The organism is Mesorhizobium sp. M1329, from assembly GCF_040318035.1.
Classification (GTDB): Bacteria; Pseudomonadota; Alphaproteobacteria; order Rhizobiales; family Rhizobiaceae; genus Mesorhizobium.
Genome location: NZ_JAMYLN010000008.1, coordinates 21,974 through 48,405 on the forward strand (window position 1 = coordinate 21,974; position 26,432 = coordinate 48,405).

Below are 26,432 nucleotides of genomic sequence, written 5' to 3' on the forward strand. Positions count from 1 at the left end.
CACATTCACGGCCCACATGCGGCAGCCGATAACTCACCACATGGTGAGCAACCAGGAAACCCTCCGGCCTACACTTTCTCCCGGAGCGCGCGTGCTGCAGCAACCATGTTCATGAGGGCAGGGTGGACCTCCTCCCATTTGCGTGTTTTGAGGCCACAGTCCGGGTTTACCCACAGTTGGGCATCCGACAGTCGCTCGCGGGCAAGCATGACGAGATCCGAAATCTCGCCGACTTCCGGGACGCGTGGTGAGTGAATGTCATAGACTCCGGGACCGATTTCGTTCGGATATTTGGAGCTCGTGAAAGCGTCCAGCAGCTCCATTTTCGAGCGCGACGTCTCAATCGAAATGACATCCGCATCCATTTCAGCGATCGCGTCGATGATCTCGTTGAACTCCGAGTAGCACATGTGGGTATGGATTTGAGTCGCGTCCTTTACACCCGTTGAAGCGATCCGGAAGCATTCGACAGCCCAGTCGAGATAGTCTTTCCAGTCAGACTGGCGCAGTGGCAATCCTTCGCGAAACGCGGCCTCATCGATCTGGATCATCCTTGCGCCGGACCATTCGAGATCCGTCACCTCGTCGCGGATGGCGAGCGCGATCTGGCGGCATGCTTCGGAGCGGGGTACGTCGTCGCGAACAAAAGACCAGTTGAGAATGGTCACCGGGCCTGTGAGCATTCCCTTCACAGGGTTTTCCGTAAGCGACTGGGCGAATTGCCACCAGCGCAGCGTCATCGGCTTGGGCCTCGATACATCGCCGAAGATGATGGGGGGGCGCACGTAACGCGACCCATAGCTCTGCACCCAGGCATGCTGGGTGAAGGCGAAGCCGGACAGCTGCTCGCCGAAATGCTGTACCATGTCGTTTCGTTCGAACTCACCGTGCACCAGCACGTCCAGCCCGATCTCTTCCTGCCAGCGAATTGCAGCCTCGATCTCCTTCTTCAGGAAGGTCTCGTAGTCGACATAGCTCAGCTGGCCCTTCGCATGAGCGGCCCGCGCCCTGCGTACCTGCGGCGTCTGCGGGAAGGACCCGATGGTCGTCGTCGGGAACGGCGGCAGCCCGAGCGTGCCGGCCTGGACTCTGGAGCGCTCGGCAAAAGCGCTCTCTCGTCGCTTCATGCTGTCGTCAATGCTGGCGATCCGCCCCTCAACAAGCGGGTCATGGATCTTCGTGGACGTCAGGCGAGTGGCGGCAGCCTCGGCAGACGCTTTCAACGCGCCTGCCACCGCATCCCTGCCTTGGGACAAGGCCCGGGCAAGCAACACCAACTCGTCGGTCTTCTGGGCCGCGAAGGCGAGCCACGACCTGATGTCCGCGTCGAGTTCCGTCTCCATGCGCAGGTCGATCGGCACATGCAGCATCGAGCAAGAAGGCGCGATCTCGACGCGGTCCAAGGGCCAGCCGGCGACGATCGGTTTGATGCGGTCGAGAATGGCGGGCAGGTTCGCACGCCAGACGTTGCGGCCATCGATCAAGCCAAGCGAGAGCACCAGATCCTTCGGTGCGAGCCGACCCACCGTTTCCAGCTGCTCGGGAGCGCGCACGAGATCAATATGCAGCCCGGCCAGGGGCAGAGAAACCGCGGTTTCGAGATTGTCTCCCAGCGGCCCGAAATACGTAGCCAGCATGATTTTCAACTCGGGCGCGGCTTTTGACAGCTGGCCATAGGCGAATTCGAACGCAGCTCGTTCGTTCGGGTTCAGATCGAGGACAAGCGCTGGCTCATCGATCTGCACCCAGTCGGCTCCCGACAGCTTCAGCCTCTGCAGGAGTTGCTCGTAGACGGGCAGCAGCCTCGGCAGGAGCGCGATGGGATCGAAGCCTTCGGCAGGCGATTTCGCCAGCTTGAGGAAGGTGATCGGTCCAAGGATGACTGGGCGTGTGTGAATGCCGAGAGCTTTAGCCTCGAGGAAGTTGTCGACCGGTTTCGTCGACGAGAGGGCGAACGTCTGATCATCGTCGAGTTCCGGCACAATGTAGTGATAGTTGGTGTCAAACCACTTGGTCATTTCCATCGCGGTTACATCAGGCCGATGAGCCGCCTGCTGGTGACCAGCGTGTCGACAATCCTCCGTCTGACCCTGGTTGCCGCGCGCCATTGCGAAGTAGATGTCAAGTGGGACCTCGCCGCTATTCCAGCCGTAACGGGATGGAACGGCGCCGACCATGGCTGCGGTGTCGAGCACATGGTCGTATAGCGAGAAGTCGTTCGACGGGATTTTCGACACGCCGCGATCGTGCTGCTCCTCCCAGCTAGCGGCACGGAGCGCCTTCGCCGTCGTGAGAAGGTCGGCGGCGGAAGATTTTCCGGACCAGTAACTTTCAAGCGCGAATTTCAATTCTCGCCGACGACCGAAGCGCGGCACGCCGAGCGTTGCTACAGGAATTTGATGAAAGACAGTCATGCCATACCCCGATGGTTGGGGCGTCGGTGACAAGGAAGGCGCTAGCAGGCCGGCACGAACGCCAGGCTGCAGCGGCCACCGAGACACCCCGCCCGTGGACGTAATTCGCCGTGGCAGGTCTCCTGGCTCGCGGGGTCATAGCCTCTACCCGTCTTCCCAAGGCTATTCGCCTCAGTGACATGAGTGGGGTTGGCTCGCCGCTAACAGTTGCGGGGGCAGCGCCGGCTTCGCACCGGCTTCCCTCTTAGCTCCGCTGCGGCAGCGCCGTACGGAGAACCACGACGCGGGAGACAATTACAGCAGTTCGCTTCTTTGTCAACGCCGCATAAAGAAATGTTTATGTCGTTATGTTAAATTTCCATTGGCATGTTCCAAAGGTCGCCTCGAAAGCGAAAACTGTGGAAGCCTTGAGCGGCCGGTAAATCAAAGCAATGACGCACGGCGCCCTTGTCCAGGAGGATAGGAGTTCGTCGGCTGCCGGCAGCAAACATACCGGCAAGCGCCGTGGTGCTGCTTAGCGCATCATGCGAACCACCTCGGCGTCGAACTTCGGCTCCGAGGTTCCGACCGCTTCGTTGGTGATCTGCTCGCGACCATATTCGGCTCAATGGCGAGGCTGTTCCCCATGTGGAAGCTGTTGGCCGTGATGCCCTCGGTGATATGACACAACGATTTCGGGGGGAGCACACCGAGGCCAGGCGCAGCGGCGTGTTGCGAAGTGATCGAGGCCAATGTCTCGAACTGCTTGTTCGCAGCCCACGGGCTCAAGGTAACCCGGCTCAAACCACGGGGCCAGCTCAAGTCCTGTCCAAATGAGGCCTGAGCGGCAAATCGTCGTGCACGCGCACGGTTTGGCGTTCGATCTTGTGATGCGTGTTGGGCGGACAATCGCCACGGTGCAGCGCGCAGAAGCGGTCCCCAATTGGGAAGCCGAGGGCGGTGAGGGCAAGCCAGCGCCACAGGCGGAAGGGGACTTGGACCTGTTTGCCCTGCTGGACCACAAGTTCGCGACACAGGGCCTCAAGGAGAAGACCAAGAGTGATTATGCGCGGGACCTCGCCGAATTCATCAAAAGCAGCGGGCAGTCAAAGTTCGGCGCCGATTGACATGGAGATAGCCATCGCGGCGGACCGCCCAGGCGGACCGCAAGCCGGAATACAACCGGGTGCAGGCGGCCAAGCTCGTCCACAAGATGGCGTCGGACACACACCGGCGATGGGAGAGCGGACCGTGGAGTGCAGGAACTTCACGCCTATCCACGCTCCCGTGGACGTGTCCTGCGGCACATCGGCAGCGATATTGAGGAGGCAGTTGAGCTTCTGGTCGAGCACACTTACCTGCCACTACCTACGCTTAACGTCATCTCGTACTGAAAACGCACCACGCAAGGTCGAGATGTAACATGCGCCCTTCGTGGATGGTTCTAAGCTTCCTCGGGCGCGGTCAATCTGTGATAACGGTCGCTTGGAACCTCCATCACCACGACGCGATCAAGGTTGGCGTATCGCGCTCGGTAGTAACCTTCTTCCTCCACTTCGGCGAAACTACACTGGGGAACGTCAAAGGTCGCAGCTTCCAATCCGAAGAAAGTCGTAGCGGTTTCTTCATCCAAGAAGTTCCACTCATCTTCTCCGTCGTCATATGTGACGCGAACATAGGAGGCCATGCGCACGGCTTCCTGATCACCCATCTCTGCGATGATGGCATCGCATTCTTTCTTCAGCTTTCCTGAAACCTCACCCTTATCCCAGTCATCCAAAGCCCGATAGATTTCTGGATGATAATACTCTGGCATCTCCTCTACATCGTCACCGATAAGCTCAATGGTGCGGACATATTGCGGATTTATCAAGAGTATTTTGTTGTCAAGGCTCCAACAATACAGCCATGGCCTGCTTGTGTTATTTCTACGAAGATTATGAAGTTCCTTCAACTGACGTAAAATCGATTCACGCGCCTTTTCATCGATAGGATATTGGCGGCTGCCAACAGTCGTCTTGATTCTGAGCGTGCCGTATCGCGTTTCGGCATCGGCAATTGCAAACGGGCTCGTGCGCCACTCCTCGACATCAATCTTCCAGCCCAGCAGCTCCTCGACCGTGCATTTCAACGTGAGACAAAGGTCCTTGATCTGCTCGACGTTCAACTGCGTTTTGCCTGTTTCCCAACGGGCCACAGTCTGTTGCGTCGTTGCCATCTGCTCTGCCAAATCTTTTTGAGTCATGCCCAGTCGAACCCTAAGCTCTTTCATGTTCATAACTCGCCTCGCGTGTTCAACACACGCATCGTGGATGAATTAATCTAACACGTCAAGCGTGTTCAAAAATCGCAGCATGTGTTTTTAGGGCGTCTTCGAGGCTCCGGCAGCCGTTCGTGACCACTTGCACAAGACACAGGGCTGGTACACAGCACGAATGGGCGATCAAAAATTACTGCTGCGATGCTCGTCATCAGCCAAGCTGCCGCCGCACCTTCCACTAGGGTGCCAAGGTTCGAAATGAGTGCAGCCGACCATAGCGAACGGAAGGTCTTGTGCTCAAAAGGAACGAGTGAAGATGTTCTCTTCGCCATTGTGGGAAGCCTCGGGATTGACGCGGGGCTGGATTTGTTTCGCCTCACTCAACCATGGCCTCGCCGTACAAGCCAAGCTGCCACAGTGCGCGCCTGCTAACCCAGAAAACTTGGCGGCCTTACAGGGATGCGCAGGACGTGCGAAGCCGCTCAAATCTCCCCAGATGGTCAGCCATCGAAGACCGGCATCACTTGCCCGTTGAGCGGCTATACGATAATGCTCCGCGCTAAGCAGGAAGCGCCAAAAAATTCGAGCGGCGACTTCATTCTCCTATTCAGGAAGGAACTATGAGGCGGCAGACGCGACCATTCACCGTGGAAATCAAACAAAAGCGCAATTATCAAAAATCCGCACGTTCCATCTGGGGCAATTTCGACATCGCCGCGGCGATGGCCGAGACAACAAAGGAAGTCGAGCCGTTAAATCGTCAGCTTGTTGACTCTACTGTAGTGGCCCTTGATGCTGAACCTTTGCACAAACCGCGAGTGGAGCATTTCATGGCCAATCCCCTGAAAACTGAGTCAGCAGTAGTTTATAGCGAACCAGCAGACAAAGCGGAAACGCCAAAACCGAAGACGAGAGCCCGGCGGTCGAGGAAGCCAGAAGCTGAGGCGAGCGCGCCTGCCCGCAAGAACGGCGCCAAGCCGATATCCGCGACCACTGAAGCACCGCCGTCAGCGCGAACAGGCCGAAAGAGCTACTCCGCGAAGGATCGTGCCCAGAAGCTGGCGCAGATCGAAACCTCGATCGGCGGCGGCGCTACTCTCAAGAGCGCGGTGAAGCAAGCCGGCATCTCGGAACAGACATATTATCTTTGGAAGAAGTCGGCGGCGCCTGCGGCGGACAGTGACGGGCTGAAGGATCTCGTCGCGCTCGAGGAAGAAAACAAGCGGCTAAAGAGCCTGCTTGCCGATCGTCTCCGCAAGGAGAATGCAGAACTGAAGAAAAGGCTCGGGCTGGATTAAGGAGGGTGGGCAGCTGGTTCTTGGCTCGCCACCTACAGCAATCCCGCCTGCTCGGCCTCTCGGCGCAGATTTTGCCGTGGCCTTGGGCCGATTTGCTGGATGACCAGCCCGGCTGCCAGCGAGCCGAGATCGCCGCAATCCTTGAGGCTGCGGCCTTGCGTGTAGCCGTAGAGGAAGCCGGCGGCGTAGAGGTCGCCGGCGCCGGTGGTGTCGACCAGCTCGCGGATCCTGGTGGCATTGATGGTCACGGTCTCGTCGCCGCGCACGATCACCGAGCCCTTTTCCGAGCGGGTGACGGCGGCGATCTTGCAATCCTTGCGGATCTGGGCCAACGCCTCGTCGAATGACGCGGTCTGGTAGAGCGACTTGATCTCGTGGCTGTTGGCAAAGACGATATCGACGGTGCCGGAGCGCATCAGATCGAGGAATTCGTCGCGGTAGCGATCGACGCAGAACGAGTCCGATAATGTCATCGACACTTCGCGCCCGGCGGCGTGGGCGAGCTTAGCCGTCTGCCTGATCGCTTCCTTGGCGCGCGGCGGGTCCCACAGATAGCCTTCGAAATAGGTGACCGCGGCGCCCGACGCCTTGTCGGCCTCGACGTCCTCCGGGCCGAGTTCGACGCAAGCGCCGAGATAGGTATTCATCGAGCGCTCGCCGTCCGGCGTGACGAAGATCATCGAGCGCGCCGTCGGCGGTTCGCCGTTAAGCGGCCGGGTGTCGAAGGCGACGCCCTGGGCATGGATGTCATGCGCGTAGATTTCGCCGAGCGCGTCGTTGGAGACCTTGCCGAAGAAGGCGGCGCGGCCGCCGAAGGAGGCGACGCCCGCCGCCGTGTTGCCGGCGCTGCCGCCCGAGGCTTCAATGGCCGGGCCCATGCGGCTGTAGAGCAGTTCGGCGCGCCTCGTGTCGATCAAATTCATTGCGCCCTTGATGATGCCGTTGGTCTCCAGGAACGCCTCGTCGCACTGGGCGATGATGTCGACGATGGCATTCCCGATACAAAGCACGTCATATGTCCGGCATCAATTCATGTCTCCGCCAAAAGCCACCGGCTTTCTGCCACGCCGGGCGCGGGCGGGTCTGGCCAGTGGGAATGGGCTTTCCGATTGCCAATCCGTTCGGCGTCAGCCCTCACGGGGCGGCAAGTCCTGCCTCGCGACGCAATTCGTCGGCCCTGTCTGTCTTCTCCCAGGTGAAATCAGGCTCTTCACGGCCGAAATGGCCATAGGTCGCGGTCTTGCGGTATATAGGGCGTAAGAGATCAAGCATCTTGATAATGCCCTTCGGTCTGAGATCGAACAACTCAAGAATGAGGCGCTCGATCCTTCTTTCCTCAACCCTCGCTGTTCCGAACGTGTTGACCATGACAGAAACCGGACTGGCCACGCCGATTGCGTAAGCAAGCTGCACCTCGCAGACGTCGGCAAGTCCGCTAGCGACGATATTCTTTGCGACATACCGGGCCGCATAGGCAGCTGAGCGATCAACCTTGGACGGGTCCTTGCCCGAAAAGGCGCCGCCGCCGTGACGACCCATCCCACCATAGGAATCGACGATGATCTTGCGTCCAGTGAGACCGCAGTCGCCGCGCGGCCCGCCGACTACGAACCTCCCCGTCGGGTTGACCAGAATTCTGATGCCTTCCGTCTTCAGGTGGGTCGGCAGGACAGGCTTTATGATTTCCTCAATGACGCCCTCGCGGACCGTCTCTTGCGAGACCTGCTCGTCATGTTGGGTCGATACGACGATGGTATCGAGGGCGACCGGGCGCAACCCCTCATAACGCACTGAGACTTGGGATTTCATGTCAGGACGCAACCAGCCAAGCTGTCGTGCTTTCCGGACATCTGCCTGTCGTTTCGTCAAGCGATGAGCGAGCTGGATCGGCAAAGGCATCAGAGTATCGGTTTCGCGGCATGCGTAGCCGAACATGAGGCCCTGATCTCCCGCTCCCTGTTGGAGGTCCTGCCCTCGTCCTTCGTCAACGCCCTGGCTAATGTCGGGCGATTGCTCGGTGAGTGCATGAACGACGGAGCAACGCCGGCCGTCAAAGCCGACGGCCTCATCGTCGTATCCAATATCGAGAATCGTATCGCGCGCAACTTGGCTATAATTCACCTGCGCATCGCTGGTAATCTCGCCAGCCAGAACGACCATCCCTGATTTTACCAACGCTTCACAGGCGACGCGCCCCTTGGGATCGGTGCGGAGGATGGCATCGAGGATGGCATCCGAGATGTTGTCGGCCAACTTATCCGGGTGTCCCGCGCCAACCGATTCGGAAGAGAACACGAACTGCCTAGCCATGAAATGCCTCACTTCGGGTGTTGGAGTTGTATGGGGCATCTTGCTTAGCCCACCTTACCTGTCGGGGATGCCCGGGACCTCGAACGCAGCGCACGAGTCGGCAACGTCTCTTCGCAGGGAGGCATGGAGATCTTTGTCGTCTGGCTCGCCAGAGGACGGAGTCAATGAAGCGAGCAATTTGCACGGCTTCCACATCGCGCATGCCCATTGACGTCACTGCTGGCGCCCCCAGGCGAATTCCGCTTGTGACCGCCGGATCCCGCGGGTCGCCAGGCACCATGTTAAAGTTCGTAATGATGCCTGCCTTTGCTAGCCGCTCGGCATAGGCCTTGCCCGATAGTGGTCGATCGCGCAGATCAAGGATCAGCATGTGATTGTCCGTCCCCCCGGTAACCAGGTCATAACCTCGCTCGATCAGTGCCTGTGCAAGAGCCTTGGCATTCTTGACGGTCTGTTGGCCGTAGCTTCGGAAGGACGGGTTCGCGGCTTCGTGCAAGGCAACTGCTAGCGCAGCGATGGCATTCATGTGGGGCCCGCCTTGCAGGTGAGGAAAGACCGCCCGGTCTATTCGTCTGGCGAGATTGTATTTGCTCTTTGTATGATACAGGGCCTGATAGCGATCTTCGTTCCTGGACAAAAAGAAACCACCGCGGGGATCGCGGATCGATTTGTGGGAGGTGCTGCTGACCACGTCGCAATGGGGTACGGGATTCGGATGCGCTCCAGCGACAATCAGGCCACTGATGTGCGCGATGTCGGCCACGAGATAGGAGTTCGCCTCCAGAGCGATTTCTGCCATTGCCGCGTAGTCAAAGACACGCGGATAAGCAGTCCCGCCGACCCAAATGAGCCGCGGCCGTTCCCGCTTGGCTGTCTCGCGCAAGCGGTCATAATCAATTTGCTGCGTCTTTTCGTGCAGCCCATAAGGGACGCGTTGATAGTCAGTCCCGGAAAAATTGATGGCCCAACCATGAGTCAGATGGCCCCCTTTCGGATGGCGCAAGCCCATGACCTTGTCACCGGGGCTCAAAAGCGCGCGGTAGACAGCCTGATTGGCCGGCGAGCCGGAATAAGGCTGGACGTTGGCGTGTTCGCTGCCAAATAATGTTTTCAAGCGCTCAATGGCGAGGGTTTCAAGCTCATCAACGATCTCGTTTCCCGCGTAGTAGCGCGCAGCGGGGTACCCCTCGGCGTACTTGTTCGTGAAAATCGAACCGGTCGCTTCCAGCACGGCCCAGGAGGCAAAGTTCTCAGATGCGATCAGTTTGAGCGTCGTCCGCTCCTGTCTTAGAAGCAGTTCGTGAACGCGGCAATCAACCGCCGCCAAGCGAGACCGTCCGTAAGTGTCGGGCGGCGCGATGGCGCCGTCGGCGGAGTTGTCCATGGTGGTTTCGCGCTCCAATTGGACTATCTATTTCACCGTCAAGCATGCGATCCCCTTCGACGGCGCGTCTTGTGTCGCTTCGAGCCGTTCAAGGTCTCTTTTGTGATAGCCATCGCCGTAGGGCAGGAGATCAACCAACAATTGAACCAGCCCGCCGTCCTTACCTCCTGCTTTGAGATGGTACGAGCACCACGGACGTTCTTCGTTGCAGTAAAGAAAGTCGGCTCTGGCCAGCAGCCGGACGTGTCGACAACGTGCTCACGACGCAGAGCCAGAATCTCCGCTAGCTGGCAGACAGTTAGGTCCGCATGCGCGCAAAGGCCTAGGATTCGAAGGCGATCTAAATGCGCTGCCGTCCGTATGCGACTGACCAGTGTCAGCATTGGTCAGGACCAAGCCACTTGGAAAGCCTGGGCACTCGTCCTACTGAATTGGTCATGTCGCGTTCTCCACAGATGTTGCGGCTTTCGAACCAAATTATATGGTTGGTTGTCCAACGACCGGACAATGTCGTTGGCCGTGAAGGTACTGTTTTGAGCCGATATGGCTGTGTCGAACAAACAAGATGGACGCTCTTCTTGCCATTGCCTTTAGCCGAAATTGCACGCAGTTCGGCGGGTCGGAGAATAAGCGGCGCCACGGTTTGGACCCCACTGACCTCAGACGTTGCAATAAGCCTACCATTCACAGCGAACCGGAGTTGCTAAGAGTCTATGAATTTCCTTGAAGGATCTATTGCAACGTTTGCCCAGCCCGCTCGTGCTCCCGGTTTGCAGCGGTCAATCTCGAGCAGACTGACCGTGATGCAAAGATGACAAGGAAGGTTCCCTTTCAATCCGATCTTCTTCCTGGTCAAGTAGTGGTAGTCTCCTAACCTGACGATCACAGGTTCAAATTCAGTCCCGTAACCACTGATACCGACACTCCCGAGCCGAAAGCTCCGGGACTGTTCTTTTTTCAGCTTTTCCAATTGTTTGGCGCTTAATCCAGTTGAGAATCATACCTAGCTCGCCATAGAGCGTTGCGTCGATCTTGACCTGCGATTGAGAATTACCTCCATCTGAGATTGGAGTCCGGGCCTTGATTGAAGGACGCACTGATGAAGAGAAAGCGGTTTACGGAAGAGCAGATCATCGCGGTTCTGGCGAGCATGAAGCGGGTGCGAAGGCGGGCGATCTTGACGTTGCCCCCAGTTTCTATCCATCTTTGAGTTCGTTTCCGGCGTGGGTTGTGCCCTGCTGGGCGGGTGAAGCGACGGGCGCTGGCGCGGAGCCTTTGGCATAGCACAGCGCGAGCGACCGTCGCAGATTGAAGGTGGTGGCGAACTCGGCCGGTGTCTGCCAGGCGATTTGGGAATGCGGCCGCGCGGTGTTGTACAACACGACGAGAGAACGCCCACGGGACCGAGGAACGCAAGTTTCTTTATCCATGGCATCCCTGGGCCGGGCGTTGTGTTCACGTTCATGAGGTGATCGAGAAGGCTGACCGGGAGGTTTTCCGCTGCAGTCTCTCTGGCCACGCCTCCGATCGGTGGCTGGAGGTTCCGGCCTGGATGTTTGATCGCGCGGTCTGCACCGCGTGGCGCATTGCCGCTGCCCCACATGTCGATCCCAGAACGCTTGGCGTCTTGGTGACACTGCTGCAGGACGCGACGGCCAATTCCCACACCCCATCGCAATTGGAGGTTTCGGGCGCAGCATCGGATCCTCACGACGCGAATCGGGGAGAGGTCCATGCCGCGCCAGCCCACGGCATATCAGTTCGATCTGTTCTCCAACCCGCACGATGCGGAGACCGCGCAGATGCCACCATGGCAGGCGCTGCCGGAAGAGACGCGCCTGACGCTGACAAAGCTGATGGTGCGCCTGATCCTCGACCACGTCGACGGCGAGCGCGCCGTTCCACGGGAGGAGGCACGCCATGATGCATGAGAAGATCCGGCCCCACCATCTGGAGCGAAAGGCGATCCTTTATGTGCGGCAGTCCTCGGCCCATCAGGTTCTGCACAATCGTGAGAGCAGCGCCCTGCAGTATGCGATGCGCGATCGCCTGGTCGCGCTCGGCTGGTCTTGCATCGAGACGGTCGATGACGATCTCGGCCGCTCTGCTGCTGGCGGGCTTCGATCGGATGGTCGCAGCAGTCTGTCTCGGCAAGGTTGGGGCGGTTGCGGCGCGGGAGGTATCGCGCTTCGCCCGCAACAGCCGCGACTGGCAGCAGCTCATCGAGATGTGCCGCGTCGTCGATACCGTGCTGATCGACCAGGAGACGGTCTACGCACCGCGCCAGGGCAATGACCGGCTGCTGCTGGGATTGAAGGGCAGTCTCAACGAGTATGAGCTCGATCTTCTGCGTCAGCGCTCCTTGTCGGCCCGCTATGAGAAGGCCCGGCGCGGTGAACTCGTCGTCGCTTCCCCGGTCGGCTTCGTGAAGGTCGGCGACCGGCTGGAGAAGGATCCCGACCGTCGCATGCAGGAGGCCATCACCCTTGTGTTTGACAAGGTGGCGGAACTCGGCAGTGCCCGCCAGGCCCTGCTCTGGTTCCTCGAACATGGGCTGGATTTGCCTGCCAAGCGCAACAATGGCGATGTGGTCTGGCGCAGGCCAAGCTATGCGACCATCCACCGAATGATCGAGAACCCGATCTACGGCGGCGCCTATGCCTATGGTAAGACTCGTGCTGCGTCGGGATATGATGCAACAGCCATTCGTTCGCGCAGCCGCCGTAAGGCGTGATGAATGGCTGGCGCTGATCCCGGGTGCACACGAAGGCTACGTCAGCTGGGAAAGGGCGGAAGCGATCCGCAAGATGGTGAGCGACAACGTGCCCACGAGCCGGCATCACGGGGCGCCCAAGCATGGCGACGCTCTGCTCGCCGGCCTTGTCCGCTGCCGGCGCTGCGGCCGCAAGCTGACGGTCCGCTACACGGGAACCAAGCACAACATTCCGCGCTATTCCTGCTGGCGTGGTCTGCTTGACAATGGCGAGCCGCGTTGCATCGCCTTCGGTGGACTACGCGTCGACGACGCCATCGAGGAAGCTCTTCTGCGGGTTGTCGAGCCGGCAGCGATAGCCGCGGCCGTCGAGGCCGAAGCGCAAGCGGCCAGTCGCCGCGATCAGGTCCGCGATGCTCTGATGCGCGATCGCGAGGCGGCACGCTACAACGCCGATCGGGCGTTCCGGCAATACGACGCCATCGATCCGCAGAACCGGCTGGTCGCGGCGGAACTGGAGTTGCGATGGAACCGGGCGCTTACGCGTGTCGGCGAGATCGAGAGCAGGATTGCCGCGCATGATGCCTCGACATCGGAGCCATCACTTCTGTCGCCAATACACGTCACCGCGCTCGCCGCCGATCTCAAGGCTGTATGGGCGGCGCCGACGACGGATGCAAGGCTCAAGAAGCGCATCGTTCGCACCGTCATCCGGGAGGTGGTCGCCGATATCGATGACGAAGCGTCAGAGATCGTTCTTCTGATCCATTGGGTTGGCGGCGTCCATACTGAACTGCGCCTGCCGAAGCGGCGCCGTGGACAGCGCAACAGCACGTCCGGCGATATCATCGCGGCCGTCCGCCAACTGGTGCTCATCGCCAATGATGATCTGATTGCTGGCATCCTCAACCGCAATGGACTGGTGACCGGCCACGGCAATCGATGGACACGCGAACGGGTCACCGCGCACAGGTCGCATCATAAGATCCCTGTCTTCCGGCCAGCGGCGGACGGCAAAGAGCCATGGCTTAACCTGAACAAGGCGGCGCGCCTTCTCGGCGTTGCACCGAAGACCCTCAGGCTCGCCGCCGAGGCGGGCGAGATCGAAGGCGTTCATCCTCTGCCGGATGGTCCATGGGTCTTCAGCCGATCAACGCTTGGCGAACCTGCGGCACAGCGCATCGTTCATCGCGCGCGGCAAAACCCAAAATACCCCACGGGATCGCATCCAGATCAGCAAAACCTATTCACTTCAACGACATAGACAGATGGGTGTTATGAAACAGGATTGTAGTCGGCGCGCCACAGGGCGATGGCGACGCGTGCCTGAGCCAGCGAAGTAAACAGCGTCTCGTTGAGCAGTTCATCGCGCAGTCGGCCGTTGAAGCTCTCGATGAAGCCATTATCCGGCATGTTGTTCTCGGTGTCATCGTTTGTTCGGTCATGTGTCGTTAAGCTTGGCGCATCCGGGCCACGGGGCACCGGGAGCACGCAAGTGTGGGCAGGCCGTCGTATGCAGATGAACTGCGAGTTCGAGCACATTATCTGGCCGCCCCTACGACTCGCCCGGATGCGCTGCGAGCGCGGATCCGTATTTGTCGTGTTGCCCGCTCGCTCCCTGTTCGTGACCAACGATGGAGGGAACCGTGCGTATTATCGGCATGGACATACACCGCCTAGCCGCCGAGGTCGTGTCGTTGCTTGATGGCGAGATCGTCAAGCTCGGCCGCGTTCAAATGCTGCGCAACAAGCTCGAGGAGTTCGCCAGGACGGAACTCACCCACGATGATCATGTGGTGATCGAGGCGACAGGCAATGCTGCTGCCGTCGCTGAAGTGCTGTCGCCCTACGTGAATCGGATCGTGATCGCCAAATCCCAAGCAGGTGCACATGATCGCGCACGCGAAGGTGAAGACTGACACGATCGACGCCACTGTCCTTGCGAAGCTCTACGCCTCGGCCTTTCTGCCGGGACCCTTGCCCTCCGAAGACAGGTCACCAGGCGGACACAGCTGGTTTGCCAGCGTTCGCGGCTGAAGAACCTCCGCCCCGCAGCCTCTCCAGCTGCCTGGTTGGGGTGGAGGCTGCCCGGGAGCGAATTTCTGGGGTCGGCTGCTACGGAGCCTTACCTCAAGAACAACGAACAACAGCATGATACCACCGACGAGGAGGCAAGCTTCGAAGCAATTCCACGGCCGACGCTATGCTGCGCGGCGGCACGGTTCGGGAGTTTGACGGCGGTTGCCCGGGTCGCGAGCGGGAAACGCGCGTCACGCCGACCTCGCGACATGGCGGTCAGGCGCACAACCACAGATCATCGCAGGGTTAAGCCTTGGCCTTGACACCCGGGACGACCGTCACCGGCCTTGCCGCGGCGTGCTGATCGGATCATCCGCTGTCGCTAAGCCTCTCGCCCCGGTTCGATGGATCTCCGGGTCCGCCATCCCTGCAAGAATGGCGGCCCCGCGACTCCTTTGTCGGGTTTGTCAGGTCCGCGCCCCAGGTTGGTGAGCCGATCTGTTCTTTGCCGCAGGCTAAAGAGCTGAACAGCAAGCATAAACTTCTGTCGCCGGCTCGATCCGGCAGATTGGCGCGATTTTTGAACCCTTCAGGGTGAGACGACGGCAGCAGCCGACCGGCTCTCTGTCGCGGTCCCCGCGATCGACACAACCCAAGGAAAGGAACCACCATGGCGAAAAGCGCGCCGATTTTGGGTGGGAGCGATGGGTCGGCCGTAGATCGGCTGGTCGGCATCGACCTTGCTCGCGGGCTGGCTGTCTTCGGCATGTATGCCGCCCATGTCGGTCCCAACCCGCTCGAAGGAGGACTAGTCGGGAATTTGATGGAAATAACCCATGGGCGGTCGTCCGCCCTGTTTGCCGTATTGGCCGGTTTTTCGATCCTCCTGATTACCGGTCGCAAGGCGCCGAAGTCGGGGGTAGCCGGTAGACAGGCCATTGCCAGAGTCGCAATTCGTGGCCTTGTTTTACTCGCGCTTGGTCCAATCCTGACCTACCTCGATACGCGGATCCAGGTCATCCTGGCCTACTACGGAATCTGTTTCTTGTTGGTCTTGCCGCTCTATCGGCTCAGCGCACAGCAGCTCGGCTTGCTCGCTGCGGCGACCGCTTTAGTTCTCCCGCAAGTGTACTTCCACCATGAGTCCATCTTTGCCTTCGAGAGCTCGTACTTCGATCCGGTTTTAGAGTTCATGGTCGGCGGCAAGTATCCCGCGATAACCTGGGTTCCTTTCGTGATCGCAGGCATGGCCATTGCGCGCCTCGATCTTAGTACGCAAGCAATGCACTGGCGCCTTGGTCTAGCTGGGGTCGCGCTGGCTGTGTTGGGCCATGGGGGATCCTTGCTCGCGCTGCGTTTGCTGCCTGGCGTACCCGCCGCTTTGCAGGAATCCGCCTTCTGGTGGTCGGACGTTGGCTACCCCTCATCCTGGCGCGGCACAGCGAGTTGGTATTTATGGGTTGCCTCACCTCACAGCGAGACGACGCTCTCGATCCTGGGCGGCACCGGTTGCGCAATGATTGTCTTGGCGGCTTGCTTGCTCGCTATGGATGCGCTCCCGGATCTGCGAAAGCTGGTCCGGCCAATAATCGCGGTCGGCTCGATGCCTTTGACGGCCTATGTCCTGCACATTGTGGCAATATCCTATCTCCTGCACATTGTGGGAATAGATTTGTATGGAGGAGGCTCGCGCCTCTCCATGCTCTTCGGCTTCATCGTGCTTGTAAGCACTTTTGCCGTGCTTTGGCTGCGCGTCTTCCAGCGGGGACCGATGGAAGCGCTGATTGGTAGAATCGCAGATCTCGCGCGTCACATCCCCTGAGCGCCACGTCGCCCCGGCCTCCGAATCGACACTACTGAAAAGCTGGGATAAGCGCGGTGGCAGAGCCAAGCATCTTTGAAGGAGACGATAGACAGACGTATTCCCGGTCCAGGGTCGTCTTCGCGGTCGACATCAGTCGCCGCATGACGGAGCTTCAGGGGAGGAGCCTTCAAATGTGGACGACGCACTCTGCTGAGCCAGCGGTGCACCCCAACAAGCGGAATGGCTCTGCTCACGTCCCGGCAGTGACGTCTCAGCGCGCTCGAAGCAACGCTATTATTAAGCCATCATCCGGTGGCTCCAGCAGTCCGATGGAAGAACTCGCGGGACCGTCAGTATCGATGCCGGGTCAATACTCCCAGAAGTGCCGTTTGAATCTTCCCCAGTATAGCGCTGTCGCCGGTCTTCCGGAGCGCGCTCCGGGAGACCGGCGGCGCATGATCGTTGATGCTTCTCCTGATGGTCGGGAGAGGGATTTCGGTGATCAAGATCGGGGAGATGATGATGATACTGGATTTGCATCGGCAGGGCCTGTCGGTGTCGGCGATCGCCAGGGAGAGCGGGATCGACCGCAAGACGGTGCGCAAATACATTGCGCGCGGGCTCGAGGCTCCGGCCTACGGACCGCGCAAGCCGCGTCAGGCGGTGATCGATCCCTTCACAGCCTATCTTCGCGAACGGGTCACGCGATATCCTGGGCTCACCGGCAGCCGGCTTTTCCGCGAACTGAAGGACCTCGGCTATGGCGGCGGCTACACGGCCGTTACCGACTTCCTGCGCGACGTCCGTCCTGCCGCGGCGGAGCGTGGATACGAGGTTCGCTTCGAGACCCCGCCCGGCGAGCAAGCGCAGGTCGACTTCGCTCAGTTCAATGTCGTCTTTGCCGATGAGCCGACCACGCCGAGAATCGTCTGGCTATTCTCCATGGTGCTTGGCTTCAGTCGCCTTATCTGGGCACGCTTCGTCGTCCACCAGGATCTGCTTCGCCGAATGGGGCGAGGTCTTCGGCGATCCTGTCGTCGCAACCGCACTTCTCGATCGCCTGCTTCATCATGCGGTCGTCGTCCAGATCGAAGGATCGAGCTATCGGCTCCGCCAGCACGCCGAGCTCATGCCCGAACACCTGCCATCAAAAGCCTCCATCACGCCGCCGACGCTCAACGCACCATCACGACCGCGCGGCCGGCCGCCGAAAAATGGACACTCTTCCGCGACAGCCTGAGCGGCGAAACTGGGGAATTTTACTTCGGCACTTTTGGGGAAAATTCGAGCGGCATTGACTCGTCAGGAATCTTGTGCGTGAGGCCGGTTGTCGTCATTGGCTGACGAACCTCCAGCCGAAGACGACGGCGAATTGTGTCCTGGCCTGGAACCACTCGCGCGGGGCGCGTTCCCATTCCTCGGGGCGGCGTGGTTGAGAATCTGGAGAAGCTATGGAGCGAGCGGCGGCGGTATGGCACCATCGTAGTTCGATAGAAGTGACAGAGGTGCCCCATGACCCAGGTTAACGATTTGAGCCGTTCGCTGGTCTCGTTTGAGCAGAATAGCAGGGTGACGGTCGTTGTCGAAATGAGTGAATCGAGCTGGCTGGTGGCGGGACAGGTCTCGAACGCCAGCCGCTGAAGAAGCTGGACCCGGATCCAACCGCGCTGCTCTAGCGGGAGGAGATGGGCAAGAAGTTCATCCAGCTCGCCGCCTGCAATTTTCAGGAACGCCTTCATACTCCCTCCTTAAACCGCACCATGAAGCTGCGGACCATGCGAGCAGGTTCGATCCCTTGCCGACCTCGCCGGTCGCGGCCCAATTGTCGACCGACCAGGAAAAATGCAGCCACTCGCCGGAGAAGGGCGGCGCCGCCGGCGGTCCGCCCGTGTGGTTCGGCGTGGCTCCATTTGAAATTCAGTTTGCTTCCTCACGCTCCACGCCGTCAAAGTGGCGAAGCAGCAGGGCGAGCTCATCTTTGATACGGGTGCGCATCAGCCGCGCTTCCAGCGGTGCTTCTTGCCGAAACCGTGGCCCGGTTTGATCTCGATGACCTCGCCCGGCGCCAGCGTCCGCTCGACATTGTGCTGGTCTACTTCGATCACGCCCTGCGAAATATCCCAGCCACCCAGCTCGGCGATCTGCTCGGTCGTGATCGTGTCCTGGTCCCAGGGGAGTTCCTCCCCCTGGATGTTGAGGATGTACTTCGGCCCATTGGCGGGCTTCTACGCAATCCTTGGGCCGAAGCCGCCCGCTCGGCCGAGGACTCGCAGCCCATAAACTGAGAAAGCTGCAAGCAGCCTATAGTCTGATCTTGCTCCCCATCTCTTCAAGCTGTAGACTGATTTATGCAGGAAAGAATCAGGTCGACAACATGAAAAGCGATGCACGCGAACGCGCCAGGCAGCGGCTGGATGTACGGCTTTCGGGTCTCAAGCCGGAAGACCGGTTCCGTCCGCCGCCCAAAGGCTGGATACGGGCGATCCGCGACGCGCTCGGCATGACCGGCGTTCAGCTTGCGAAACGGCTTGGGGTTCGCCCGCAGACGGTCGAAGCCCTCGAGAAATCCGAAGCGAGCGGGTCCATCCAGCTCAGCACGCTGCGACGCGCCGCCGAGGCGATGGACTGCACGCTGGTTTATGCACTGGTGCCGAACAGTTCGCTTGAAAGTGCAGTCCATCAGCGCGCCCGGAAACTTGCCATCCGCGACCTTCAGCGCGTCGCCCACACGATGCGGCTCGAAGCGCAGGAGACCGGCGATGCGGGCATGGAAGCGCGCATCGACACGTATATCCGCGATTCGATCAAGGACCGCGACCTGTGGAACGAGCCGTGACGGACCTCTTCCAGGAACCGGAAGATGCTACACCGCTGGAGTCGGAGGAACGGGAAGGGCTCCTGCAAAGCTGGATTACGCACCGCAGCGATCTCAACGAAGCTGAGCAGGAGAACATCATCAAAGGCGCAGCGTGGGCGCGCGGCGGACGAGGGCGCAAGCCGGCCAACCTGCTGAACATCGGCTTCGCGCTGGCGCTGCATAAGCGGATGTTCGGCGAGGTGTGGAAATGGGCTGGCACGTTTCGGCGCACGGCGCGAAACATCGGCGTTGACGCCTACCGGATACCGACGGAAACGGCGGCGCTCTTCGATAGCGCGCTGTATTGGATAGAGCATGAAACCTATCCGTCCGATGAAATCGCCATCCGCCTGCATCATCAGCTGGTCGCCATCCACCCGTTTCCGAACGGCAACGGCCGTCATTCGCGCCTGATGGCGGACCTGCTGATCGAAGCGCTTGGCGGCGAGCCGTTCAGCTGGGGCCGAGGCAGTCTTGCCGATACTGGCGAACTGCGCGGCCGCTATATCGCGGCCTTGAAGGCAGCCGATGATCACGACATCGGGCCTTTGCTGATTTTTGCGCGGTCGTAGTCAGTTCGACAGCAGCTTACGCGTATCCCCAGGCGCCGCTCGAGGGAAGCCGTACAGATCGCACCTTGTTGTAGGCGTCGGTCAGAAAGCCAACCGGGCCTCTTCACTCCAGTCGCGATTTTGCCTCACGGCGACGCAACGATCCTTGCGGGCGGGCGGCGACCCGGTCTGCCACTGGCCAGGCCATCTCACGTCCCGCACGCCAGTCAGCCCGGCTTCAATCTTACGGACGGGACTTGCGCCATAACGGTCGAGCATCGCGAAGCGCTTATCCATCGCTCTCGCCCAGAACTGGATCAGGTTCAACGGGTCACTGCGCCGCGAAAGCTAGCAGTATCTCAGCCCCTTGCCGGGACTCCCCTGGTGAATACCTCAAATTGAGCGGGCCGGAACTATCTTGTCAAGCGCATTCGGCCCGCGGCGGTGATCGTCGGGCAATCGTCTCGGCCAGGCGCAAGATCGGATGGAGCGTCGCCTGAGAATCGTCTGTTCCTCGATCAGCCTCGCTTATGCTCTGGAGCTTGTTCTCTCGCGCCCGAATTTCCGCGGGGATGGCTTAACCGAGGCGAACATTTGCGATTTTCAAGTGCATCGGGCCGCACCCCACAATCGATCAACAAGTTGAACACGTCCTCACCCGACTGGGGCCTTCGAGTTCGGAAAACCCGGCCGGGTACTGCTGGATGGGAGGGTTCGTCACGCGGGCGGAAGGGATGTCGAAATGAAAGAGCTGCGGATCAAAACACATAATCGAGCGATGAATATCGCCTGCGCGATGATCCGGACCAGATCTGATATGAAACATCGTCCGGCCCCGAGATCGAGGCTCCAATCTCGTAGGGCTTCATGCGACGTTCTCTTGGAGTGTTGCGGGATTGGTCCGCTCAACCGGAACTCAACCCTTTAATCGCGTTAGAATGAGCGTTCGAAACGCAGGATTCCGGCGACACCGCTCTTCTTGTTGGCGTTGGTCCAGTTCACGTTGGAAGCGTCCACCTTGCCGACGGCGAAGTTGCCGTAGCGGCTATAGTCGAGTTCCGCCGTAACTGTGAAATCTGGAAGAAACGCATAGGCGACGTTTGCAGCGACGCCATGGTTCTTGAGCTGATCACCGGAGAGCTGAAGGTTGAACGAAGTTGTCTCGTTGAGCTTGTAAGTGGCGCCAGCCCAGAAAGCCCAGTTCCCGCCCCAACTCTTATAGAAGCCGCGACCATGAGCGTCGATGGCGTTCGTGGAGTCGTCGTTGAGCTTGCCGTTGGAACCGTAGCCGAGCATTCCGAACAGCAACAGTTCGTCGGTGACATTGATGTCGACACGGACCTTGGCGGCCACCGATTCGTAGTTGCTATCATAAGCGGCAACGCCGGTGATCGCGCCCCAGCCATGTGTGTATTTCAAGCCGCCGACTACGTGCGGTGCGTAGCTGTCGATTGTGCCGACCAGGCCCGAGCCTTCTTCGAGCGAAACCACGGCCGAAAAGCCGTTCCGGGCGTCGAAGTAGTACTGAACCACATTGGTATCGAAAGCGCCGTACGGAACCGGCGTCTGGTTGAGTACGTCACCCGCGCCGCCAATAAACATGTCGAAGGCCGACCAGTCCTTACCAACTCGGAGGCCACCAAGCTGAATCCAGGCGAAAGTCAAGGTGCTGTCTCCGTTGAAGGCATAGGACCGAGAACTGTCCGAAACCGAAGTGTGGCGGTTGCCGAAGTTCATGCGGGTTTCGGTGTAGGTCTTCAACGTGCCGAGTTCGGTCTCCTGGCCGGTCCAAGTTTTCAATGTGAAGCGCGTGTTGTTTTGCCATGTGCCCTGATGCTCACCAGTCCTCACATCCGAGGTTCTTGCGTGGTCAAACAATCCGACATGGCGCAAGCCGATGTCGTAACGGACATAGCCGCCGATGCGCAGGCAGGTCTCAGTGCCTGAAATGTAGACGTAGCCCGAGCCGTAAACGTCGCAGATTTTAACGTACTCAGTCGAGTCAGGCTCGGCAACGGCGGTCACGGCGCGAGCGTCGGAAACGGCAATCAGTGCCGCAGTTGAGCCGAGGAGGAGGCTCCTAATGTTCATTGTTGATCTCCGTTCAAAGAGTAAAAGGAATGGACGTCAGTGAATGAATTTTTGCCAAGGAACCAGTCTAACGATGCGCTTTGAGTGAATTTTTGGAGCAGTTTTGATGCGCTCGTCATGCCATCTGTTCATGAGAAATTGAGAATACTATTGGGTATTATTGTTACAGATATGCAATTGTTATTACAAATACAATTATTGCCGAAACGACGCCATTCAACAATTCTGTACAAACCATCACCGTCATCTCCGCTAGTTGTGGGCGGGCCGTCACAAAGGCTTCTACTGCAAATGACGTGCCATCCTGACGACGCAGCTGCGGCTTGAAGCTCAAGTGTGCCGGCGGACCTTGGTTCCCTCTTCCTTCCTTTATGCCTTGCGGACCAACCCAAGCACGAACGGCAAACGTTTCGGCTACGGTTCGTCTGTTCGCTTCGCGACAGTTTCGTTCAATGGCGACAGCTTTGTTTGCTGTGAGCCCCGAGGTTGAGACATCATGCGGCGGGCACCGCTCGGTACGACGCGGTCATTTTGGCGAGCGCGATGATCGGTAATCACACGCTGAACGCGCAGCCTTGCCTTCACCACGGAGTCAGTAGGCGCGCCAGCCTTGGCATTGCGGCGGACCTGACGGTCGCGTCGAGCAGGCTCTCGTCCTGATAGACGGCGCGCCACAGCTAATGCTTCTTGCCAGCAATTCACAAAACGAGCTCATCGAGATGCCAGAGATCGCCATGGGGCTGCGCTAGCTGGCGAGCAAAGTCTGGTCCCAACGCGGTGTTATCTCGTTGGATGCGGCCGCCGCTCAGCCGAATCTACGCGACCAGGCGCAGGCTGAAGGGAAGGGATGGTGGAACCAAACGGTACGCGTGAGGGTCGCGGCGGGAACAGCCATGGCCAGTCGCTGACCGTCCAGCCAAGACTGAACGGCCGCTATTGCTGCGAAATACAAGTTTCGAGCCCAAAGCGCAACGGACTGACATAGCGCAAAGACACAGGCGAGCGCAGCGGTAAGGTTGGTGGTTATCAGCATGGGACGGTAACTGTTGCAGACCACGAAATATCGAGAGGCCCGGCTGCCTTGTTACACTATCTATCCGACTGTGTCGGAGTTCTCTGGGGCGGTCGGCGCCGAGGCTTATGAGGAATGGCTCAAGAACCTGCCGGCTGACGGTCCGGTGTCACTCTATCTGCACGTTCCGTTCTGCCGATCAGCGTGCTGGTATTGCGGCTTCCCCACCACCATCACCCGCCATGATGCGCCGATCCTCAACTATCTGGCGACCCTGCGTGAAGAGATCCGTCTGGTTGCGGAGCGAGTGCCGCAGACGTTGCCCGTGAGCGACATACATTTCGGCGGCGGAACTCCGTCTCTCATAGGACCACCCGAGTTCCTCGCTCTGATAGAGTTCCTGCGACGCCGCTTCGCTCTGTCGAAAACAGCTACGGTCGCCATCGAGATCGATCCACGCACGTTCACGGTCGAGATGGCCGAGGCCTTAGGAGCGGCCGGCGTGAACCGCGCGAGCCTCGGCGTGCAGAGCTTCGATCCAATCGTTCAAAAAGCAATCAACCGGATCCAGAGCGAGGCCCAGACGTCGGCTGCCGTGGAAATGCTGCGTCGGCACGGCGTGAGCCGCATCAACTTCGATCTCATCTTTGGTCTCCCGCATCAAACGGTGCAATCATGCGTCGAGACAGCGAGGGCGGTGGTCGCCATGCGCCCCGACCGGCTTGCGGTGTTCGGGTACTCGCACATTCCATCCCAGATAAAGAATCAGCGCCTCATCGAGGAGGAATTTCTGCCGGACAGCGCTGCCCGCGCTGAACAGCACGCGGCTGTGGCCGTGACGCTGATTGCCGCCGGCTACCGAGAGATCGGGCTCGACCATTTCGCCTTGCCGGACGACGAGCTCGCGCTGGCACAGAAAACCGGTCGCCTGCGGCGTAACTCGTTGGGCTACTCGGCCGACACCTGCAGAACCCTGATCGGTTTCGGAGCCTCGGCTATCGGCCGCATCGGCCAAGGGTACGTTCAAAACGAAGTTACACGGGATTCCTACATCCAGCATATCGCAGCTGGCCGTCTGGCGACGTCAAAGGGCTATCGCCTCACCGACGACGACCGCGTGCGAGCCGCAATTATCGAGCAACTAATGTGCGATCTCGAGGCCGATGTGCAGGCAATCTGTGCCGCCCACGGATCTGATCCGATCCGTCTTCTCGATTCAGCTGAACGCTTGGCGATGCTGGCCGAGGACGGGATAGTGGACTTCGAAAACGGTTTTGTCCGCGTACGGCGGGAGCATCGCTTTGTGATTCGTGCTGTCGCTGCCGCGTTCGATGCTTTTCTCGATCGGGATGGCCGTAAGCATAGCCCCAGGTGAGGGCAAGCATCCAACCGGAAGCTAAACTCGACGCCCTTGGCCGAGGCCTGTCATGAAGCGCGCGTCAAGGATGCGAAAAGCAGAGCTGATCCGCCTATTTCATCTCATCTTCAATGACATCGACCTCGTGGCTGCCACCGAGGCGTTTCCATATTGATCGTGGTAGGTGCGGGATATCTGGGTGTTTCGCCGTCAGCGCATGAAGATCCCCGCCATGTGATGGGTCAGGAGATCGCGGTGGCTGCGATCAGCCCGTCCATCGATGACAGACCGCGGCCACGCCGCTTCGCGAGGCCCGTCAGGTCGCCCCAGGCCAAGGCAACCAGTTCGTCCACCGGCAGGACTCTCGACTCGAAGCGCTGCGGCAGGTCCCGGGCGAGCCATTCGGCCAGTGCGTCAAGTTTCCGACCTTTGTCCATGAGGGCCGCGCCGGATCTCGGCGATCGACACAGACCCGCATTGACCCTACGCGGCTGGTCTTCCTGGATGAAACATGGGTCAAGACCAACATGGCGCCGTAGCGCGGCTGGGGTGTGCGCGGCAAGCGGCGCACCATATGGCCATTGGAAGACGATGACCTTCATCACCGCGCTGCGGCAGGATCGGGTGGAGGCGCCTTGGGTCATTGACGGACCCATCAATACGCAGGCCTTTCGCGTCTATGTCGAAACCGAACTCAACAAAACACTGAAGCCGGCGACATCGTCATTCTCGACAATCCCGGTTCTCACAAGGGCCAAGCCGTCCGCGACATCGTCAGGGCTGCTGGCGCAAGGCGGGTCAAGCCCGCGAGAGCGGCAATTTTGTTCCGGCTATCACCCTCTCGTCGAGAACGGCGTGACGGAAGCGATAAAGTTGCGCCGGCCGGCCGCCGGTTTCCGCGGTTGTCTCACCGGTTTCCTCGACCAGCTCCTGCTGCTCGATTAGCCGGCGAAAGTTCGGCTTACGTACGAGCCTGCCGGCAAGCGCCTCCACGGTGCGCTGCAGCTGCAAAAGCGTGAAGACCGGCGGCATCAGTTCGAATACGACCGGCCGGTATTTGATCTTGGAGCGCAGCCGCGCAATGCCGGTCGCCAGGATGCGACGATGATCGGCGATCATCGATCTGCCCGAGACCGAGGTGGGCGCAACGGAATGTCCGGCGCGTATTGCTTCCTCCACCAGGGCGGCTTCGTAGAGCAGCTCATAACGTTGAAGCGCGAGTTCCTCGTTCCAATGGCGGTCGTCAAAGCCGAAGGCGATCGCTGCCCGCCGTCGTCGGTCGAGGCGTGTCGTACTGTCGTCAGTGCCATCCGCCCATTCCATCAGGCGCGGCCGCAATTCGTCCAACACGACCGCCGGTGTGCCGGAGCGGTGATCCTCCCACGGGAAATAGTCGTACCAGCTTCCCCAGTGTCGCCCGGCCGGGTCGCCAGCTTCGTCTTGGTGGGTGAGCGCCAGATAGCTGATAGAGACCACGCGGTCGTCAGCGCCAACCCTGTCGCGATCGGCGAAGGTGTAGAGCTGTTCGATATAGCCGAGCGGCTGGCCGGTCTGTTGTTCCACCCATCCCCTGAGGCCCGACTGCAGCGAACGGTGAGCAAGCTCGAACGGGCCCGAGGGCAGGGCGTTTGCCTGCGGGATGGTCAGAACGCAGGGGGCGTTGCTGTCCATGGCGACCACAACGGCGATTAAGTCCGCATTGACGTCGTTGGCCTTGCCTCCAGCTCCGCCTTTCCTAATCCCTTTTGCGCGTTCGTCCATGGTCCCCGAGGTTGTTGAGCAGAGCCCCGCCGCGTAGGCGGCTGAACCGATTGAATTCCGTTTTTGTCTGATAATTGTCGGCGCGTCAACACCACCCGTCGTGGCGATTTTAGCTCTTCGCAGCTGCATAAAAAGTGCCAACGCGACATCCGTGCTTGGGGAAGGAGGCCCATTGAGTGCGCCGATTCAAAGCTCGTCGATCGACATTGCGACGTTGTTCTCGTCGGCGACAGCGCGGCATAGTTCTCCACGGCTTGGCGTCGACGCTGGGCGTGACGCTGGAGATGATGATCATGCACGGTCAGACCTGCGCCGTGGCCTGGAGCCGGCGCAAATGGTCGTCGACCCGCCGTTCGGTTCCTTTTGAAGAAACCCGGAGCAGCCTTTCCGCAATGCCTGATAAAGCCCTTCCAGTGCGCCCGCGCCAGCATCATCGCACTCTCACTCCAACACAACCTATGCGAGTCAGTAAATCGACTCCCCGGCACTATTGTTTCAGGGGAAATGAATCTAGTTTCAAAGGGTTCGGCCGATAGGCGGGGCACAGCTGAGGCCTTCACGGCCCTTTTTGACATAAACGCGTCGCCCGATTGAGATTATCTTGACGGTAGCGCAGTGCGCC

The 26,432-nt window shown here is 59.7% G+C and carries 18 protein-coding genes, 8 pseudogenes and 1 riboswitch; of the genes and pseudogenes, 15 read left to right on the forward strand and 11 right to left on the reverse strand.

What is annotated here, in order from left to right:
* Window positions 1–68: 68 nt before the first annotated feature.
* Entirely contained in the window at window positions 69–2,414 is a 2,346-nt protein-coding gene (gene metE / locus NKH21_RS10085) for a 5-methyltetrahydropteroyltriglutamate--homocysteine S-methyltransferase (RefSeq protein ID WP_352864622.1), read from the reverse strand.
* Between the two features lie 95 nt (window positions 2,415–2,509).
* Window positions 2,510–2,710: riboswitch (cobalamin riboswitch) on the reverse strand.
* 555 nt (window positions 2,711–3,265) lie between these two features.
* Here metE and NKH21_RS10090 point away from each other — a divergent pair.
* A complete protein-coding gene (locus NKH21_RS10090; protein WP_352864625.1) occupies window positions 3,266–3,520 on the forward strand; it encodes a hypothetical protein in 255 nt (84 codons plus the stop codon).
* A gap of 317 nt (window positions 3,521–3,837) precedes the next feature.
* Here the strand turns inward: NKH21_RS10090 and NKH21_RS10095 are convergent, their stop codons facing one another.
* Window positions 3,838–4,671, reverse strand: coding sequence for a helix-turn-helix transcriptional regulator (locus tag NKH21_RS10095; RefSeq protein WP_352864627.1), 834 nt, complete (start codon window positions 4,669–4,671; stop codon window positions 3,838–3,840).
* 62 nt (window positions 4,672–4,733) lie between these two features.
* Window positions 4,734–4,985: an MFS transporter gene (locus tag NKH21_RS10100; RefSeq protein ID WP_352458261.1), complete on the reverse strand. Its 252-nt coding sequence runs from the start codon at window positions 4,983–4,985 to the stop codon at window positions 4,734–4,736.
* Window positions 4,986–5,273: 288 nt separating this feature from the next.
* On the opposite strand from NKH21_RS10100, the gene NKH21_RS10105 reads away from it, so the two are divergent.
* Window positions 5,274–5,951 (forward strand): transposase, encoded by a 678-nt coding sequence (locus NKH21_RS10105; RefSeq protein WP_352864631.1) that lies wholly within the window; start codon window positions 5,274–5,276, stop codon window positions 5,949–5,951.
* A gap of 32 nt (window positions 5,952–5,983) precedes the next feature.
* On the opposite strand, the gene NKH21_RS10110 is transcribed toward NKH21_RS10105, so the two are convergent.
* From NKH21_RS10110 to glyA, 3 genes and pseudogenes are all read right to left on the reverse strand, one after another.
* Complete coding sequence (locus NKH21_RS10110; RefSeq protein WP_352864634.1) at window positions 5,984–6,961, reverse strand: adenosine kinase; 978 nt, start codon at window positions 6,959–6,961, stop codon at window positions 5,984–5,986.
* Window positions 6,962–7,085: 124 nt separating this feature from the next.
* Window positions 7,086–8,261, reverse strand: a complete 1,176-nt coding sequence (metK, locus tag NKH21_RS10115) for a methionine adenosyltransferase (RefSeq protein WP_352864637.1) — start codon at window positions 8,259–8,261, stop codon at window positions 7,086–7,088.
* 54 nt (window positions 8,262–8,315) lie between these two features.
* Window positions 8,316–9,645 (reverse strand): annotated as a pseudogene (glyA, locus tag NKH21_RS10120) (serine hydroxymethyltransferase).
* Window positions 9,646–11,378: 1,733 nt separating this feature from the next.
* On the opposite strand from glyA, the gene NKH21_RS10125 reads away from it, so the two are divergent.
* The 3 genes from NKH21_RS10125 to NKH21_RS10135 all read left to right on the forward strand — a co-directional run bounded on the left by NKH21_RS10125 (window position 11,379) and on the right by NKH21_RS10135 (window position 13,622).
* Window positions 11,379–11,576: a hypothetical protein gene (locus NKH21_RS10125; protein WP_352864640.1), complete on the forward strand. Its 198-nt coding sequence runs from the start codon at window positions 11,379–11,381 to the stop codon at window positions 11,574–11,576.
* 155 nt (window positions 11,577–11,731) lie between these two features.
* Window positions 11,732–12,379, forward strand: coding sequence for a recombinase family protein (locus tag NKH21_RS10130; protein ID WP_352864642.1), 648 nt, complete (start codon window positions 11,732–11,734; stop codon window positions 12,377–12,379).
* The gene (locus tag NKH21_RS10135; protein ID WP_352864645.1) at window positions 12,339–13,622 is read left to right on the forward strand and encodes a recombinase zinc beta ribbon domain-containing protein; all 1,284 of its coding nucleotides are present in this window, start codon (window positions 12,339–12,341) and stop codon (window positions 13,620–13,622) included. Before NKH21_RS10130 ends, NKH21_RS10135 begins: the two co-directional genes overlap by 41 nt.
* Before the next feature lie 23 nt (window positions 13,623–13,645).
* On the opposite strand, the pseudogene NKH21_RS10140 reads toward NKH21_RS10135, so the two are convergent.
* Window positions 13,646–13,762, reverse strand: a pseudogene (locus NKH21_RS10140) (integrase core domain-containing protein); the annotation flags it as partial.
* A gap of 242 nt (window positions 13,763–14,004) precedes the next feature.
* Between NKH21_RS10140 and NKH21_RS10145 the strand changes: the two are divergent.
* The 7 genes and pseudogenes from NKH21_RS10145 to NKH21_RS10175 form a co-directional block, all read left to right on the forward strand.
* Window positions 14,005–14,403 (forward strand): annotated as a pseudogene (locus NKH21_RS10145) (IS110 family transposase); the annotation flags it as partial.
* 644 nt (window positions 14,404–15,047) lie between these two features.
* A complete protein-coding gene (locus tag NKH21_RS10150) occupies window positions 15,048–16,199 on the forward strand; it encodes a DUF418 domain-containing protein (protein WP_352864647.1) in 1,152 nt (383 codons plus the stop codon).
* A 480-nt stretch (window positions 16,200–16,679) separates the two neighbouring features.
* Window positions 16,680–17,180: pseudogene (locus tag NKH21_RS10155) on the forward strand (helix-turn-helix domain-containing protein); the annotation flags it as partial.
* Between the two features lies 1 nt (window position 17,181).
* Window positions 17,182–17,421, forward strand: a pseudogene (locus NKH21_RS10160) (ATP-binding protein); the annotation flags it as partial.
* A gap of 272 nt (window positions 17,422–17,693) precedes the next feature.
* The gene (locus tag NKH21_RS10165; RefSeq protein WP_352864649.1) at window positions 17,694–17,822 is read left to right on the forward strand and encodes a hypothetical protein; all 129 of its coding nucleotides are present in this window, start codon (window positions 17,694–17,696) and stop codon (window positions 17,820–17,822) included.
* A gap of 733 nt (window positions 17,823–18,555) precedes the next feature.
* Window positions 18,556–19,017 (forward strand): mobile mystery protein A, encoded by a 462-nt coding sequence (locus tag NKH21_RS10170; protein ID WP_352864651.1) that lies wholly within the window; start codon window positions 18,556–18,558, stop codon window positions 19,015–19,017.
* The gene (locus tag NKH21_RS10175) at window positions 19,014–19,610 is read left to right on the forward strand and encodes a mobile mystery protein B (RefSeq protein ID WP_352864653.1); all 597 of its coding nucleotides are present in this window, start codon (window positions 19,014–19,016) and stop codon (window positions 19,608–19,610) included. The genes NKH21_RS10170 and NKH21_RS10175 overlap by 4 nt, the downstream gene beginning before the upstream one ends.
* A gap of 81 nt (window positions 19,611–19,691) precedes the next feature.
* Here the strand turns inward: NKH21_RS10175 and NKH21_RS10180 are convergent, their stop codons facing one another.
* Entirely contained in the window at window positions 19,692–19,916 is a 225-nt protein-coding gene (locus tag NKH21_RS10180) for a hypothetical protein (protein WP_352864655.1), read from the reverse strand.
* A gap of 606 nt (window positions 19,917–20,522) precedes the next feature.
* Window positions 20,523–21,680 carry a porin gene (locus NKH21_RS10185; RefSeq protein WP_352864657.1) on the reverse strand — a complete coding sequence of 386 codons (1,158 nt, stop codon included), beginning with the start codon at window positions 21,678–21,680 and terminating at the stop codon, window positions 20,523–20,525.
* Window positions 21,681–22,726: 1,046 nt separating this feature from the next.
* Here NKH21_RS10185 and hemN point away from each other — a divergent pair.
* Complete coding sequence (hemN, locus tag NKH21_RS10190) at window positions 22,727–24,067, forward strand: oxygen-independent coproporphyrinogen III oxidase (protein ID WP_352864660.1); 1,341 nt, start codon at window positions 22,727–22,729, stop codon at window positions 24,065–24,067.
* 227 nt (window positions 24,068–24,294) lie between these two features.
* Here hemN and NKH21_RS10195 read toward each other — a convergent pair.
* Window positions 24,295–24,517, reverse strand: a pseudogene (locus NKH21_RS10195) (PIN domain-containing protein); the annotation flags it as partial.
* Here NKH21_RS10195 and NKH21_RS10200 point away from each other — a divergent pair.
* A pseudogene (locus NKH21_RS10200) lies at window positions 24,517–24,843 on the forward strand (transposase); the annotation flags it as partial. The pseudogenes NKH21_RS10195 and NKH21_RS10200 sit on opposite strands and share 1 nt — an antisense overlap.
* Window positions 24,844–24,847: 4 nt before the next feature.
* On the opposite strand, the gene NKH21_RS10205 reads toward NKH21_RS10200, so the two are convergent.
* Window positions 24,848–25,810: an NUDIX hydrolase gene (locus tag NKH21_RS10205; protein ID WP_352864663.1), complete on the reverse strand. Its 963-nt coding sequence runs from the start codon at window positions 25,808–25,810 to the stop codon at window positions 24,848–24,850.
* A gap of 147 nt (window positions 25,811–25,957) precedes the next feature.
* On the opposite strand from NKH21_RS10205, the pseudogene NKH21_RS10210 reads away from it, so the two are divergent.
* Window positions 25,958–26,174, forward strand: a pseudogene (locus NKH21_RS10210) (3-methyl-2-oxobutanoate hydroxymethyltransferase); the annotation flags it as partial.
* Window positions 26,175–26,432: the final 258 nt, after the last annotated feature.

Bases quoted from the DNA above. Each gene is read 5' to 3' on its own strand.
- metK (WP_352864637.1), bottom strand. From the start codon at position 8,261: ATGGCTAGGCAGTTCGTGTTCTCTTCCGAATCGGTTGGCGCGGGACAC.
- NKH21_RS10095 (WP_352864627.1), bottom strand. From the start codon at position 4,671: ATGAACATGAAAGAGCTTAGGGTTCGACTGGGCATGACTCAAAAAGAT.
- metE (WP_352864622.1), bottom strand. From the start codon at position 2,414: ATGACTGTCTTTCATCAAATTCCTGTAGCAACGCTCGGCGTGCCGCGC.
- NKH21_RS10125 (WP_352864640.1), top strand. From the start codon at position 11,379: ATGCCGCGCCAGCCCACGGCATATCAGTTCGATCTGTTCTCCAACCCG.
- NKH21_RS10205 (WP_352864663.1), bottom strand. From the start codon at position 25,810: ATGGACGAACGCGCAAAAGGGATTAGGAAAGGCGGAGCTGGAGGCAAG.
- NKH21_RS10100 (WP_352458261.1), bottom strand. From the start codon at position 4,985: ATGGCGAAGAGAACATCTTCACTCGTTCCTTTTGAGCACAAGACCTTC.
- NKH21_RS10165 (WP_352864649.1), top strand. From the start codon at position 17,694: ATGACCCAGGTTAACGATTTGAGCCGTTCGCTGGTCTCGTTTGAGCAG.
- NKH21_RS10185 (WP_352864657.1), bottom strand. From the start codon at position 21,680: ATGAACATTAGGAGCCTCCTCCTCGGCTCAACTGCGGCACTGATTGCC.
- NKH21_RS10135 (WP_352864645.1), top strand. From the start codon at position 12,339: ATGCAACAGCCATTCGTTCGCGCAGCCGCCGTAAGGCGTGATGAATGG.
- NKH21_RS10130 (WP_352864642.1), top strand. From the start codon at position 11,732: ATGACGATCTCGGCCGCTCTGCTGCTGGCGGGCTTCGATCGGATGGTC.
- NKH21_RS10170 (WP_352864651.1), top strand. From the start codon at position 18,556: ATGAAAAGCGATGCACGCGAACGCGCCAGGCAGCGGCTGGATGTACGG.
- NKH21_RS10150 (WP_352864647.1), top strand. From the start codon at position 15,048: ATGGCGAAAAGCGCGCCGATTTTGGGTGGGAGCGATGGGTCGGCCGTA.
- NKH21_RS10105 (WP_352864631.1), top strand. From the start codon at position 5,274: ATGAGGCGGCAGACGCGACCATTCACCGTGGAAATCAAACAAAAGCGC.